At 59.7% G+C, this 15,133-nt stretch carries 12 protein-coding genes; 5 read left to right on the top strand and 7 right to left on the bottom strand.

Translation table 11 applies throughout. The features are described from left to right. Positions 1 to 111 precede the first annotated feature (111 nt). Positions 112 to 681, top strand: coding sequence for a CarD family transcriptional regulator (locus ACQZ5N_RS08470; protein WP_003505223.1), 570 nt, complete (start codon positions 112 to 114; stop codon positions 679 to 681). Positions 682 to 753: 72 nt separating this feature from the next. Here the strand turns inward: ACQZ5N_RS08470 and ACQZ5N_RS08465 are convergent, their stop codons facing one another. Further along, positions 754 to 1,257, bottom strand: coding sequence for a L,D-transpeptidase family protein (locus ACQZ5N_RS08465; protein WP_003520282.1), 504 nt, complete (start codon positions 1,255 to 1,257; stop codon positions 754 to 756). A 286-nt stretch (positions 1,258 to 1,543) separates the two neighbouring features. Here ACQZ5N_RS08465 and ACQZ5N_RS08460 point away from each other — a divergent pair, with 286 nt between their 5' ends. Next, complete coding sequence (locus ACQZ5N_RS08460; protein WP_003505216.1) at positions 1,544 to 2,227, top strand: response regulator transcription factor; 684 nt, start codon at positions 1,544 to 1,546, stop codon at positions 2,225 to 2,227. A 148-nt stretch (positions 2,228 to 2,375) separates the two neighbouring features. Then, complete coding sequence (locus ACQZ5N_RS08455) at positions 2,376 to 2,831, top strand: cyclic nucleotide-binding domain-containing protein (RefSeq protein ID WP_003520283.1); 456 nt, start codon at positions 2,376 to 2,378, stop codon at positions 2,829 to 2,831. Between the two features lie 20 nt (positions 2,832 to 2,851). Here the strand turns inward: ACQZ5N_RS08455 and ACQZ5N_RS08450 are convergent, their stop codons facing one another. From ACQZ5N_RS08450 to tesB, 6 genes are all read right to left on the bottom strand, one after another. Beyond that, positions 2,852 to 3,655, bottom strand: a complete 804-nt coding sequence (locus tag ACQZ5N_RS08450) for an exodeoxyribonuclease III (protein ID WP_448732657.1) — start codon at positions 3,653 to 3,655, stop codon at positions 2,852 to 2,854. 162 nt (positions 3,656 to 3,817) lie between these two features. Next, positions 3,818 to 4,543 (bottom strand): outer membrane lipoprotein carrier protein LolA, encoded by a 726-nt coding sequence (locus ACQZ5N_RS08445; RefSeq protein ID WP_052025744.1) that lies wholly within the window; start codon positions 4,541 to 4,543, stop codon positions 3,818 to 3,820. A gap of 50 nt (positions 4,544 to 4,593) precedes the next feature. Next, the gene (locus ACQZ5N_RS08440; protein WP_448732656.1) at positions 4,594 to 7,260 is read right to left on the bottom strand and encodes a DNA translocase FtsK; all 2,667 of its coding nucleotides are present in this window, start codon (positions 7,258 to 7,260) and stop codon (positions 4,594 to 4,596) included. Between the two features lie 214 nt (positions 7,261 to 7,474). Beyond that, positions 7,475 to 8,821 (bottom strand): ammonium transporter, encoded by a 1,347-nt coding sequence (locus ACQZ5N_RS08435; RefSeq protein WP_020810628.1) that lies wholly within the window; start codon positions 8,819 to 8,821, stop codon positions 7,475 to 7,477. A gap of 29 nt (positions 8,822 to 8,850) precedes the next feature. Further along, positions 8,851 to 9,201: a P-II family nitrogen regulator gene (locus ACQZ5N_RS08430; RefSeq protein ID WP_004444057.1), complete on the bottom strand. Its 351-nt coding sequence runs from the start codon at positions 9,199 to 9,201 to the stop codon at positions 8,851 to 8,853. Positions 9,202 to 9,413: 212 nt separating this feature from the next. Further along, positions 9,414 to 10,298, bottom strand: a complete 885-nt coding sequence (gene tesB / locus ACQZ5N_RS08425) for an acyl-CoA thioesterase II (RefSeq protein ID WP_080852969.1) — start codon at positions 10,296 to 10,298, stop codon at positions 9,414 to 9,416. Here tesB and ACQZ5N_RS08420 point away from each other — a divergent pair. Beyond that, positions 10,274 to 11,599 (top strand): ubiquinone biosynthesis hydroxylase, encoded by a 1,326-nt coding sequence (locus tag ACQZ5N_RS08420; RefSeq protein WP_448732728.1) that lies wholly within the window; start codon positions 10,274 to 10,276, stop codon positions 11,597 to 11,599. The two genes, tesB and ACQZ5N_RS08420, sit on opposite strands and share 25 nt — an antisense overlap. Before the next feature lie 458 nt (positions 11,600 to 12,057). Further along, complete coding sequence (locus ACQZ5N_RS08415) at positions 12,058 to 15,129, top strand: helicase-related protein (protein WP_448732727.1); 3,072 nt, start codon at positions 12,058 to 12,060, stop codon at positions 15,127 to 15,129. The last annotated feature ends 4 nt before the right edge of the window (positions 15,130 to 15,133 follow it).

Here is a 15,133-nt window from a genome sequence, read left to right as displayed (position 1 = left end):
CGTGCACGGCTGGACCAGTGCGGAGTCACCTGACGGTTCCCCCGTCTCATCAGGGCCTGACCGACCCAACCCCGGCATCCCCGGGTATGTAACAGGGAGTTTTTAGAACGAATGACGACCCAGCAGAAGAAATCTCCAGCACATCACGGTTTTAAGACCGGTGAAGCGATTGTGTATCCCGCTCATGGTGTCGGTACCATTTCTGCAATCGAGGAACAAGAAGTCGCCGGCATGAAGCTTGAGCTTTTTGTCATTGATTTCGAAAAAGACAAGATGCGTCTTAAAGTTCCCGTCGCCAAAGCCGTCAGCATCGGCATGCGCAAGCTTTCCGAAGGCGATTTTGTCGAGCGGGCGCTGAAAGTGGTGCAGGGCAAGGCGCGTGTGAAGCGTACCATGTGGTCGCGCCGCGCGCAGGAATATGATGCGAAGATCAATTCCGGCGATCTCATCGCGATTGCGGAGGTCGTGCGCGATCTCTACCGTGCGGAAAATCAGCCGGAGCAGTCCTATTCCGAGCGTCAGCTTTATGAAGCTGCTCTCGACCGCATGGCGCGCGAAATCGCCGCCGTCAACAAGATGTCTGAAACCGAGGCTGTTCGCCTGGTGGAAGTGAACCTTGCCAAGGGCCCCAAGCGCGGCAAGACCGTCGAAGAGGACGATTCTCAGGACGAAGCCGCTTAATAACCGGCTTTTTCCCTCTAAAAAAACCCGCCTTGATGGCGGGTTTTTTGTTGCCCGATTGCAGGCTGAAATTTACAGGATGCGGATTTTCGTGCCCTTGCGCAGATGCGGCAGGATGCGCCGCATGTCACGGGGATGGAGGGCGACGCAGCCCGCGGTCGGCTCATATCCCGGTCTGATCAGATGCATGAAGATTGCCGAGCCGCGGTTGCGGCTTCTCGAGGTGATATTCCAGTCGAGCACCAGGCAGACGTCGTAGAGGCTGTCCTTCCGCATCATCTCTTCATGGCTCGGGGCGAAGGGCGCCTTGACCAGCCTGTTGTAATTGGGACTGCGGGGCTCGTCGCACCACAGCATGGACTTGCGTGTTCGCTGCATCGGCAGTGCCGTGGCGATGCCGGGAAGGCGGTCGCCGCGATAAAACCCGTGCAGCAGGCCGATGGTCGAGATGGGAGATTTTCCGTCTCCCTCGCGTTTCAGCGCAGTGCGGCCATTGCGTCCGATCGCGGCTGGGAAGGTGAGATGTCCGAGCTGGACGATGGCGCGGCTGATTTTCGAGGGGGCCGGCCGAACCATGAGCGTCGATGCGCGTTTACGTTGTCTTACGGGCTGGGTGCTCATGTTTTTCACGAGATTTTGCTTTGCAGGTTATTTAACGTGAAGTCATAGCACTTCGTTATATCATGGCAATGGGTTGACCTTTTATCGGCAAACCGCTGAATTGGCTGATAATTAGAGCGCCGGGCGTCTTTTGGGATGCATAAGGGACGCTCTAACTCTTTTAAACTACGCGTCGTGTCTCTCGAAAATCGAGCCTGATTTTTGGGCTGATGCGCTAAAGTAAGAAAGGCTGAGAATCCGAATGACGGCTCGCACTATCCTTCTGGTGGACGATGACGACGATCTTCGGGAGACGCTGACCGAGCAATTGTCTCCCTATGAGGAATTCTCGCTGCTCAGCGGCGCCAATGCCGCGCAGGCGATGCAGACCGCCAAGACCGCCCAGGTCGATCTTCTGATCATGGATGTCGGCCTTCCGGATATGGACGGCCGTGAGGCGGTAAAGCTGTTGCGCAAGGGCGGCTTCAAGGCGCCGATCATCATGCTGACCGGGCATGATACCGATTCCGATACTATTCTTGGGTTGGAAGCCGGGGCGAATGACTATGTGACGAAACCCTTCCGTTTCGCCGTGCTTCTGGCGCGTATCCGGGCACAGCTGCGTCAATACGAACAGAGTGAGGATGCGGTTTTTACCGTCGGTCCCTATCAGTTCAAGCCCAGCCAGAAGCTGTTGACGACGGAGGACGGCAAGAAAATCCGCCTGACGGAAAAGGAAGCGGCGATCATCCGTTATCTCTACCGCGCCGGCAGCACCGTCGTTACCCGCGACGTCCTGCTGGAAGAGGTCTGGGGTTACAATTCCGGCGTGACAACGCATACGCTGGAAACGCATGTCTATCGTCTGCGCCAGAAGATCGAACGCGACCCGTCCAACGCCGAAATTCTGGTGACCGAGAACGGCGGATACAAGATCGTTCCCTGAGCAGGGGGCCTCTTTGCACCTGTCATGTGTCCAAAGCTCACGCTGCGCGTCCGAAAAGGCGCGCGGCGTTCTAACAGCTTGTATTTTGAAAACCGATATTGGAAAACCGCTATAGTGATGCAGGCGTTTTTCCGGAGTAACGATCGAAATGGCCTTGACGGACGATATCATGCTGCTGGGGCAAGTGCCGTTATTTGCGGGGTTCAGCGATGACCAGTTGCGGCTCATCGCCTTCGGTGCGGAGCGCCGCCGTGTATCGGCCGGGCAGACATTGTTCCGGGAACACTCACCGGCCGAATGCGCTTTTGCGGTGACGGCTGGCCATTTCGAGCTTTTCACGGCAGGGCGGGATGGCAAGCCCGTGCTGCAGGCGACGCCGGGTAAGGGGGCGCTGCTTTCGGAGCTTGCGCTTTTCACGCTCTGCGAACGGAAGTTCACTGCCGTGGCAGTGGAGGATTCCGAAGTCATCCGCATAACGCGCATCCTCTTCCACCGGCTGGTGGAGGAGTTTCCGGAGGTTGCCGATATCGTGTCGGCGCGTATTCGCGACAATATCGCGTCGCTGGCGGCGGGGGCGGCCCGTTTGCAGAACCGCTTCGTCTGACGCCAGACAATTCCGCCTGTTCAGAACCGGAAATGGGCGGTGACGGGAACATGGTCGGATGGCCGGTTCCAGCCGCGGGCCTCGCGCAATATGTCGATTTTTTCGAGCGAGGAACCGAGATCCTGCGAAGACCAGATGTGGTCGAGGCGGCGGCCGCGATCAGCCGCTTCCCAGTCCTTGGCGCGGTAGCTCCACCAGGTATAGATTTTTTCCGTCTCCGGCACGTTCAGGCGCATCAGATCGAGCCAGTTGCCCTTCTTCATGATGTCAAGCATGCCTTCGGTTTCGACAGGCGTATGGCTGACGATCTTGAGAAGCTGCTTGTGCGACCAGACGTCATTTTCGAGCGGTGCGATGTTGAGATCGCCGACGAGAATCGACGAGGTGCCAGGCACGCTATCGGCGCGTAACGCCTTCATTTCCTCGATGAAATCCAGCTTGTGGCCGAATTTCGGATTGATCGAGCGATCCGGCTCGTCACCGCCTGCCGGCACATAAAAATTATGCAGCCGCACGCGGCGCGATCCGACCTCAAAAATCGCGGAAATGTGGCGTGCGTCGCCGATACCGCAATAGTCCTGTCGATGATCTTCGGTCAGCGGAATCTTCGAGGCGATGGCGACGCCATGATAGCCCTTCTGGCCATGGATGATGACGTGCTCATAACCGAGCGCCTTTAGCGGCTTCATCGGAAACTCGCCATTCGGGCATTTCGTTTCCTGCAGGCAAAGAATGTCGGGTTTGTAACGTACCAGAAACTGCTCAACGATCGGCATTCTGAGCCTGACCGAGTTGATGTTCCAGGTGGTTATCGAAAACGACATGCATGTGCTCCGCTTTTACTGCCGCGAACCGCTTGGCCCGTGACATGTTTCCGGGGCGCAGGCTTATAACATCGCGACGAAAACGGGAATGTATTTTAGCGGTAAAATGAAAAAGGCGACCGCAGGGCCGCCTTTCGAAGAATTTCCTTGGGGCTCGAAGCCTCAGCCGCCTTTGCGAACTTCCTCGTAATTGATGTTGAAGACGCGCTCATCGAGGTTCACGCCGGTCTGGACGTTGAAGATCATGACGGTCGTGTCCTTGTTCTGGGCGTCGGTCGTGGTCCATTGCCGCAGATCGAAGGTCTTCGGATCGAACATCAGGGTAATTGTGGAATCGCCGAAGACGCTCTTGTCGCCCAGCACGATGGTGGTCAGGTCCGATTCTTCCTTGACGTTGCGGACCTTCTGATTGCCGAGATCGATCTTGTCGGACAGAAGCAGGCTGAGCGGCGTCTTGGAAAGCGGATAAAGATCCCAGGTCTTGAGCTTCATATTGCCGATGACGACGTTCTTGCCGTCGGCGATGACCCGCATGGGCGAGGGGTCTTCGTAGTTGAAGCGGAGTTTGCCGGGGCGCTCGATGTAGAACTTGCCGCCGGTCTGTTCACCGCGCGGGCCGAACTGGACGAATTCCCCCATCATGGTTTTGACCGACGAGAAGTGATTGGCGATTTTCTGCGCAGTCGCCGTGTTGCCGGCCGCCTGGGCAAAGGCGTCAAGCGGCGACAGGCCGGCCATGATTGCGGCCATGGAAAATGCCGTCAGCACGCCACGACGCGTCACGCCGTTTTGCGGTGTGTTTGCGTTGGCCGTTTCGCCGGTGGTGAGGTCGTTCATTCTATTCTCCTTCATCGCAGCGATTGTCCGCATAAAAGGCGGCGGCTTCATGACGTTGAAAGCGTGGAATAACGCTTCTTCGCCCCGCTTGGTTGCGGACGTTACCGCTCGATGATGTCTGCTTCCGTCGGTACGAGTATTTCGCGTTTTCCGGCGTGGTTGGCGGGGCCGATAATGCCCTCCTGCTCCATGCGCTCGATCAGCGAGGCGGCGCGGTTATAGCCGATGCCGAGACGCCGCTGCACATAGGAGGTGGAGGCTTTGCCATCGCGAAGCACGACGGCCACGGCCTGATCGTAAGGGTCCTCGGAATCGGAGAAATTGCCGGCGCCGGCCGGACCGCCGCCATTGCCTTCCTCGTCGTCTTCCTCGGTAATCGCTTCCAGATATTCCGGTGTGCCCTGTGTCTTCAGATAGGCGACGATCTCTTCCACCTCGTTGTCGGAGACGAAAGGACCGTGCACGCGCTGGATGCGTCCGCCGCCTGCCATATAGAGCATGTCGCCCATGCCGAGCAGCTGCTCGGCGCCCTGCTCTCCAAGGATGGTGCGGCTGTCGATCTTCGACGTCACCTGGAAGGAGATGCGGGTCGGGAAGTTTGCCTTGATCGTGCCGGTGATGACGTCGACGGAGGGGCGCTGGGTCGCCATGATGACATGGATGCCGGCGGCTCGCGCCATCTGCGCCAGGCGCTGCACCGCGCCTTCGATGTCCTTGCCGGCTACCATCATCAGGTCGGCCATTTCGTCGATGATGACGACGATATAGGGCAGGGGCTTCAGATCGAATTCTTCCGTCTCGTAGATCGCCTCGCCGGTCTGGCGGTCGAAACCGGTCTGCACCGTGCGGGTGAGTATCTCACCCTTGTCCAGCGCCTGCTGCACGCGGCTGTTGAAGCCGTCAATATTGCGCACGCCGATCTTCGACATCTTCTTGTAGCGCTCTTCCATCTCGCGCACCGTCCATTTCAGCGCCACAACGGCCTTTTTCGGATCGGTAACGACGGGAGAGAGCAGATGCGGAATGCCGTCATAGATCGACAGTTCGAGCATTTTCGGGTCGATCATGATCAGGCGGCACTGTTCCGGCGACATGCGGTAAAGCAGCGACAGGATCATGGTGTTGATGGCGACCGACTTGCCCGAACCGGTGGTGCCGGCAACGAGAAGATGCGGCATCTTGGCAAGATCGGCGATGACGGGTTCGCCGCCGATGGTCTTGCCGAGGGCCATGGCGAGTTTGGCCTTGCTGTTTTCGAAATCGCGGCTGCCGATCAGTTCCCGGAGGAACACGGTTTCGCGCGTCTGGTTCGGCAGTTCGATGCCGATGGCATTGCGGCCGGGAACGACGGCGACGCGGGCGGCGATCGCGCTCATGGAGCGGGCGATGTCATCGGCAAGGCCGATGACACGAGAGGATTTGATGCCGGGTGCCGGTTCCAGTTCGTAGAGCGTGACGACCGGGCCGGGGCGGACATGAATGATTTCGCCCTTGACGCCGAAATCCTCGAGAACGCCTTCCAGAAGGCGGGCATTCTGTTCCAGCACTTCCTCGCTCAGCATATTGTCGCGCACGACATTCTTCGGCTCTGCCAGAAGATGGACTGTGGGGAGCTGGAAACCGTCTGCGGCGATGAAAGAGGCCTGCGCCTCCCTTGTCACGCGCTCACTGGGCTTCGGGCGCGCGGAAGGGGCGGTTATTCTCGGCTGCCCGCGTCCCGGCGCCTGTCGAGTGGTGAATTTCTTGTCGGACTCGTCGTCGGAGAGAATGCCGTTCGGCAGCCGGCGTCCATCCGCGTCGAAGGGTTGTTCGTCATCCATGTCGTCGTCATGATCGAGCGCGATGGAGGGAGGTGACATCTGGCGACGCGATGCGGCGCGTTCTTCAAAAGACGGCTCTGCGCGCTGGTCGAGACGGTTGATCGCGGTCTTGAGGCGCGACGGTTCGTTCAGCGTGCCGAATTCATATTCGTTGAAGTCGTAAGGATGTTCGAATTCATCGTGCAGGGATTTAGACTTCAGGCCGAACAGGCGGCGCAGGCGCGCCTGGGTGATGTACCAGTAATGCGCCAGTGCGCCGAAGGCGAGCATATTGGCGAAGAAACCCTCGCCGTCGTCTTCGTCATCCTCTTCGACCTCACGGGCGGCACGGGCCTTGCTGGTGGCGACGGGAGCGGCCTCTTCGCGTTCCAGCTCGTCATCCAGACCGCCAACGACACCGGCGGCAAACAGCATCAGCCATGCGGCAGGCGCCGCAAATATCACACCCAGTACCGTGGCAATCGTGCCGGTAGGGTAAGCGCCGATGAAAAGAGCGGGAAAACGCAGGATCATGTCACCGATGACGCCGCCGATGCCGTTCGGCAGCGGCCATGTCACGGGGGCCGGAAAACAGCCGAGCGAGGCGGCGCAGACGATGGCGCCTGCGACCCAGGCCACGAGGCGAACGGGTATGCGGTGGAATTTGCGGCCGGCGATCAGCGCGATCGCCCAGGCGATGACGGGCAGGAGCGAGATGATTGCGGAAAGCCCGAGGAACTGCATCACGATATCGGCGAAAATCGCACCGCCGTAACCCAGAAGATTGGTGGGCTGGTTTCCTGTCGCGTAGGAGAGGCTCGGATCCGCGACATTCCATGTCGCTAGCGCGGCGATGCCCAGTGCAATCGTGGCCAGCAGAGCGAAACCGGCGAGAGCCATGATCTGACGCACGAAAAACGCCGTCAACACGAAGCGCGTGTGACGACCATCGAATGTCGGAGAATGCATTCTGCCCATGTCCCTGAACCCGTCGTTTTATGGTTTCGGCAAGATCCGGCAGGAGACCTGATCCCGGATTGACAGGGAAAACTAACCGCTTGCTGGTTAATGTCGTGTTAACCATGCGGTTTTTTGAAGCGCTTCGGATTTACGGCAAAGAAAAAGGCCCGCCGGAGCGGGCCTTCTTTTGGGAGAGGGGATGGAGAACCCCTTTTCCCGGATATCAGGAATGGTAGGCGGCTTCGCCGTGGGTTGCGAGGTCGAGACCTTCGCGTTCGGCTTCGACCGGAACCCGCAGACCGACGATCACGTCGACGATCTTGTAGAGGATCGCGGAGACGATGGCGCACCAGACGATGGTGATGGCGACGGCGACGAACTGCGTCCAGAGCTGCGAGGCGATGGAGAAGTCTTCCTTGCCCGTGCCGCCAAGCAGCGGCGAGGTGAAGATGCCGGTGCCGAGCGCGCCGATGATGCCGCCAATGCCGTGGACGCCGAAGACGTCGGCAGTGTCGTCATAACCGAACTTGTTCTTCACCACGGAGACGAAGAAGTAGCAGATCGGCGAGACGATGAGGCCGAGAACGATGGCGCCCATAGGGCCGACGGAGCCGGCGGCGGGGGTGACGGCGACGAGACCGGCGATCATGCCCGAAGCGGCGCCCAGCATGGAGGCCTTGCCGCGGGTGAAGCTTTCAACCAGCGACCAGGAAACGATGGCGGCTGCGGTTGCGAGGAAGGTGTTCATGGTTGCGAGAACCGCACCGCCCGATGCTTCGAGGTTGGAGCCGGCGTTGAAGCCGAACCAGCCGAACCACAGCATGGCCGCACCGACGAGGGTCAGCGTCATCGAATGGGGGGCCATCATGTCCTTGCCGAAGCCGGTACGCTTGCCGACCATGATCGCGCCGATCAGGCCTGCGATACCGGCATTGATGTGAACCACGGTGCCGCCGGCGAAGTCGAGAGCGCCCATGCCGAAGATCAGGCCGTTTGCATCCCAGACCATGTGAGCGATCGGGAAATAGACGAAGGTGGCCCACAGGATGGTGAAGAGGATGACGGCGGAGAATTTGACGCGTTCTGCGAATGCGCCGATGATCAGCGCCGGCGTGATGGCCGCGAAGGTCATCTGGAAGGCGATGAAGGTGTATTCGTAGATCACGACGCCCTCAGAGAAGGTTGCCGAGGTGCTGTCAAGCGAAACGCCCGACAGGAACAGCTTGCCGAAACCGCCGAAATAGGGGCCGGTGCCGCCGCCAAAGGCGAAGGAGTAACCGTAGATTACCCAGACGAGCATCATGACTGCGCCGACGACCGTGCACTGCATGAGAACGGAGAGCATGTTCTTGGTGCGGACGAGACCGCCGTAAAACAGGGCCAGGCCCGGAATGATCATGAAAAGCACGAGGATCGTCGCGACATACATGAATGCGGTGTCGGCTTTTTCCGGAACGGGCGCTGCGGCTGCTGCCGGCGCGGCATCCTGGGCAAAGGCGATGGCCGGAGCCATCAGGGCCGCCGCTGCGGCGCCCAGCTTGCCGAGCGTTGAAAACTTGTTGAGTTGCATAGCTAGAAAACTCCCCTGTCAGCCGTGCTTCAAAGCGCTTCTGTGTTGGTTTCGCCGGTACGGATGCGCACGGCCTGTTCGATAGAGTAGACGAAGATCTTGCCGTCACCGATCTGCCCGGTCTTTGCCGCAGACGCGATCGCTTCGACAGCCTTGTCGACGACGTCGGATGGAACTGCGATCTCGATCTTCAGCTTGGGAAGGAAGCTCACCGCATATTCCGTGCCGCGATAAATCTCGGTATGCCCCTTCTGGCGTCCGTAACCCTTTACCTCGGTCACGGTCAGGCCCTGGATGCCGACGCCGGTGAGCGCTTCGCGCACTTCATCCAGCTTGAACGGCTTGATAATGGCCATCACAATTTTCATCTGGTTTCCCATCCTTTGTTTTGTCCTCGGCACGGAGCCGACTCTCCTGCCGCTGGCAGATCAGTAACAGCGACTGCGGACATACATTCAAAGGGCGTGCCAGTTTTGAGTGTGTATCTAACTTATTGAAATATAAAACTTATATGAAAGGCGTCTGAAAAAGGGGCATTTGTCGCCAAAATTTGCGTCTATTAAATGTGCGATTTTCAGAAAAAGCACATTATTTAATCATTTGCCCTTTTGCGGATCAAACCCTCCTGCGCCACGGAGGCGACCAGTTCACCCTGTCTGGTGAAAATATTGCCACGGGTCAAACCGCGTGCGCCGGAAGCGCTGGGGCTGTCCTGTGTGTAGAGCAGCCAGTCGTCCAGCCGGCAGGGGCGGTGGAACCACATGGCGTGGTCGAGGCTCGCCACCTGAATGGAAGGATCGAAGATGGTCGTGCCATGGGCGTAGAGCGAAGTGTCGAGCAGGGTCATATCCGACAGATAGGCGAGAATGGCCGATTGCAGGCGCGGATCATCGGGCACATCGCCGACGGCGCGAACCCAGATATCCTGTTGCGGTTCGAGTTTTTCCTTGGAGATATAGTGGGTCAGCGATACCGGCCGTATCTCTATCGGCCGCTTGTTGCTCCAGTATTTGCGGATAGAGGCGGGCGCCTTGGCAAGAAAGGCTGCCTGCATCTGCTCCTCGCTCATCAGTTTTTCAGGCGGCGTCACGTCAGGCATTTTGATCTGATGGTCGAAACCATCCTCAAAAATCTGAAACGAGGCCGACATGGAAAAAATAGCCTTGCCATGCTGGATGGCGACCACCCGGCGTGTGCAGAAGCTCGCGCCATCGCGGATGCGCTCCACCTGGTAGACGATAGGCACCAGCGGATCGCCGGGGCGCATGAAATAGGCATGCAGCGAATGCACGAAACGGTCGTTATCCACGGTTCTCTGCGCGGCGATCAGGGCCTGCGCGATGACCTGGCCGCCGAAAACCCGCTGCCAGCCGATCTGCGGGCTTTCGCCCCGGAACAGGTTCTCTTCCAGCTTCTCAAGATCGAGTGTGGCGATGAGATTGGCCATCGGGTCTGACGTTTGCGAGGGATGCGACATTTTTTCGGCCTGCTCCGGCTGTAGGAAGACGTCACATGGTCTATAGTGCGCCGATGATGTGTGCACAAGATTTGAGGAGAAGCGCGATGCTGGACGTAGTGGTGGCAGGCGGCGGATATGTCGGTCTTTCCGTTGCTGTCGCAATCAAGCAGGCGGCCCCGCATCTTGATGTGCAGGTGATTGAGGCCTCTCCCGAGGATGTCTGGTCGAAGGACGTTCGCGCTTCCGCCATTATTGCGGCAGCCACCCGGATGCTTGATGTTTTCGGCATATGGAACGAAATCGAGCCGGAAGCGCAACCGATACACAAGATGATCGTCACCGATTCGAAGACCGCCGATCCGGTGCGTCCCGTGTTCCTGACTTTCGACGGCGCCGTGGAAGAGGGCAGGCCGTTTGCCCATATGGTTCCGAACGTCGCTCTGGTGGGCGCATTGCGAGGCCTGTGCGAGCGTCTTGGCATAAAAATCCGTCACGGTCTCAGTGTTTCCGATTTTACCGCGGGCCCCCAGTCGACGGCCATTCGCCTTTCCGACGGGTCGACGCTCGAAGCGCGATTGCTGATTGCCTGTGACGGCGTTCGCTCCGCGCTCAGGGACATGGCCGGTATCAAGACCGTGCACTGGGCTTACGATCAGTCCGGTATCGTGACGACCGTTGAGCATGAGCGGCCGCATGAGGGCTGCGCCGAGGAGCATTTTCTGCCATCGGGGCCCTTCGCCATCCTGCCGCTGAAGGGAAACCGCTCTTCGCTCGTCTGGACCGAACGCACGGCCGATGCCGACAGGCTGGTAGCCTCGGACGATCTGGTGTTCGAGGAAGAACTGGAGCGCCGGTTCGGTCACAAACTCGGTCCTCTTCGTCCGGTCGGTCCCCGCCGCGCCTTCCCATTGGGTCTGACGCTGGCGCGCTCTTTCGTTGCACCGCGTTTCGCGCTTGCGGGCGATGCGGCCCACGGCATTCACCCGATTTCCGGGCAGGGCCTCAATCTTGGCTTCAAGGACGTGGCGGCTCTCGCCGAAACCGTGGTCGAGGCCGACCGTCTCGGCCTCGATATCGGCTCGCTCAACGTTCTGGAGCGTTACCAGTCCTGGCGGCGTTTCGACACGTTGCGGATGGGCGTGACGACGGATGTGCTGAACCGGCTTTTCTCCAACGATATTGGCCCCATCCGCATCATGCGTGATTTCGGTCTCGGCGTGGTGGATCGTTTGCCGGGTCTCAAATCCTATTTCATCGGTCAGGCCGCCGGCACGACGGATGCTAATGCGCCGCGTCTGCTTGCCGGCGAGGCGCTCTGACCCGACCCTTCATGTATGTTTCTGATCGGCTTTTCCGGTATTGCCGCTTGACAGCCGATTCCGGGATTTTCTGCCCGGCTGCTTTACCGTAAAGCCGAATCCGGCCAAGGACTTATCCGGATTCATAATCTGGTATGGTCTGCGCCCTGGCCAACCAGATATTGCGGAGAACAAAAGCTGAATCCCATCGAGTCAGCGATTCGTATTCGATTCGTTCGCAGACTGTTCCGCAGCCGAATCGATTTCATTTTCGCCGGATTCTTTTTGTTCGTTCAACTGTTTGAATCTGAACGGAAAATTCCGTCGACCGGTCGCCCTGCGCCACTTTGCGGGTGAGGCCTATTGCCTTTGTCGGCGGGCATTGCCATGTGTGGTGCGTGCGGCCCGTATCGGTGATGCCGGGCGGCACGGCAAGCAGATGAAGTCGATTCGCGGATAGTACGTTGAATTTTCGCCCCATGATCCTGAGCGGCCGCGGTGTCACGGCCGTTCTCGGCCCCACCAATACTGGCAAGACCCATTACGCGATTGAGCGGATGGTCGCGCATGGCAGCGGTGTCATTGGCCTGCCGCTGCGTCTTCTGGCGCGGGAGGTCTATACCCGTCTCGTTGAAAAGGTGGGCGCGCCGAATGTGGCGCTGATTACCGGCGAAGAAAAAATCGCACCGCCCAAAGCCAAATATTCCGTCTGCACGGTGGAAGCCATGCCGCGCGAGACGACGGCCGCCTTCGTCGCGATAGACGAGGTGCAGCTGGCGGGCGATCTCGAACGCGGGCACATCTTCACCGACCGGGTGCTGCATCTGCGCGGGCGGGAGGAAACGCTGCTGCTCGGCGCGGGCACGATGCGTCCCATCCTCGAAAAACTGCTGCCGGGAATTACCGTTGTGGAACGCCCGCGCCTGTCGCAGCTTTTTTATGCGGGTCAGAAGAAGATCACCCGCCTGCCGCAACGCACGGCGATCGTCGCCTTTTCCGCCGATGAGGTCTATGCCATTGCCGAGCTGGTGCGCCGCCAGCGCGGCGGTGCGGCTGTGGTGCTGGGCGCGCTTTCGCCGCGCACGCGCAATGCGCAGGTGGGGCTCTACCAATCCGGGGATGTCGAATATCTCGTGGCGACGGATGCCATCGGCATGGGTCTCAACCTCGATGTCGACCATGTTGCCTTCGCGCAGGACCGCAAATTCGACGGCTATCAGTTCCGCAATCTCAATCCGGGCGAGATCGGCCAGATCGCCGGCCGCGCCGGCCGCCATCTTCGCGATGGCACATTCGGCGTGACGGGGCGTGTCGATCCGTTCGATGACGAGCTGGTGGAGCGGATCGAAACCCATCAGTTCGATGCGGTGAAGGTTCTGCAGTGGCGGACGAAAAATTTCGATTTTTCCTCCATCGCCAATCTGCGCCTGAGCCTCGATGCCGCGCCGGCGATCCAGGGACTTTCGCGCGCCCTGCCGGCAATCGACCAGCAGGCGCTGGAATATCTGTCGCGTTATCCCGAGATCATCGATGTGACGACGACCGATTCGCGGGTGGAAAAACTCTGGGAGGCGTGTGCGCTTCCCGACTATCGCCGTATTGCTCCTGCCCAGCATGCGGATCTGATCTCCACGCTCTATTTCGACCTCGTCAAACGCGGGGCGGTGAACGAGGATTTCATGGCCGAGCAGGTACGCCGTGCCGATCGAACGGATGGAGAGATCGATACCTTGTCTGCGAGGATTGCGCAGATCAGAACATGGACTTATGTATCGAACCGCCCAGGATGGCTTGCCGATCCGACACACTGGCAAGAAAAGACTCGGGAAATCGAGGATCGATTGTCCGATGCGCTACATGAAAGGTTGACGAAACGCTTTGTTGATCGCAGGACATCTGTGCTCATGAGGCGCCTGAGAGAGAATGCGATGCTTGAAGCTGAAATCAGTGTAAATGGTGATGTCTTTGTAGAAGGTCATCACGTCGGCCAGTTGGCCGGGTTCCGGTTCACGCCGGTGCCGGGAATGGAAGGGCCGGATCAGAAGGCCGTGCAGGCTGCGGCGCAGAAGGCGCTTGCGCTCGAATTCGAGGCGCGTGCCGCGCGTCTGCATGCCAGTGGAAATGGCGATCTCGCTTTGAGCTCCGATGGTCTGGTTCGCTGGTTGGGCGAACCGGTTGCCCGCCTTTCTGCTGGCGACAACATCATGAAGCCGCGGGTGATCCTGCTTGCCGACGAGCAGCTGAACGGCAATGCCCGTGATCACGCGCTGGCGCGCGTCGAGCGTTTCGTCAATCATCAGATTGCGACCGTGCTGAAGCCGTTGGACGATATTTCCCGCGCCGAAGACCTTCAGGGTCTGGCGAAGGGTCTGGCGTTCCAGCTCGTGGAAAATCTTGGCGTGCTGTTCCGCCGCGACGTTGCCGAAGACGTGAAGTCTCTGGATCAGGACGCGCGCGCCTCAATGCGCCGTTACGGCGTGCGTTTCGGCGCCTACCACGTTTTCCTGCCTGCGCTTCTCAAGCCCGCCCCGGCGGAGCTTGTGACGCTACTCTGGGCTTTGAAGAATGACGGTCTCGGCAAGCCGGGTTACGGCGATCTCATTCCGGTGCTGGCCGCAGGCCGTACCTCGGTCGTCACCGATGCCAGCTTCGAGCGCATGTTCTACAAGCTCGCTGGTTTCCGCTTCCTCGGAAAGCGCGCCGTGCGTATCGACATTCTCGAGCGTCTGGCCGATCTCATCCGCCCGCTGCTGCAGTGGAAGCCCGGTCAGCAGCCGCGTCCGGAAGGCGCCTATGACGGTCGCCGTTTCACGACGACGACCGCCATGCTTTCCATTCTCGGCGCGACGCTTGACGACATGGAAGAAATTCTGAAGGGCCTCGGTTACCGCGCCGATCAGGTGACGGCGGAAGAGGCGCAGGCCTTCCTCGCCAGCCACGCCGGTGCCTCTGCTCCGACTGCCGCGGAAGCGGCGACGGCTGAAGAGGAAAGCGTCGAGACCGAGGAACACGAGCCGGCTTCCGAAGAACAGGTGTCCGAGACGGTGGCTGCTGTCGAAGGCGAAGCTGTCGAGGCACCGGTTGCGGAGGCTGCAGGCGAAGAGGCTGTCGCAGCCGAGGCTGCGCCGGAAAGCGCTGAGGCCGCCGAGCCCAAGCCCGTTCTTCTGTGGCGTCCGGGTGGTCGCAACGAAAATCAGCGTGGCGAAAACCGTCGTCCCGGCAATCGTGGTCAGGGCCGTGGGGAAGGAGCGCGCGAACAGGGCGAGCGTCGCGGTGAAGGCCGCCGCGACAATCGTGACGGTGCAAGTGCCAATCGCAGTGGCGACGGTGAGCGCAAGCGCGATGGCGGCCGTCCGGACCGTGGCAACAACCGCAACAATGATCGTCATGATCGCGGGGAGCGCAAGGACCGGCCGGAACGCAATGACCGTGGCGGAAAGCCGCAGGGTCAGCAGCGCTTCGAAGCCAAGCCGCCGCGCAAGGAAAAACCGCTCGATCCGGATTCGCCTTTCGCAAAGCTCGCTGCTCTCAAGGAGCAGCTGAAGAAGTAAGCCT

The sequence above is a fragment of the Agrobacterium sp. 22-221-1 genome (assembly GCF_053522445.1).
Note: the sequence above shows the minus strand (reverse complement) of the source record. Positions and strands in the feature narration are given on the sequence as shown.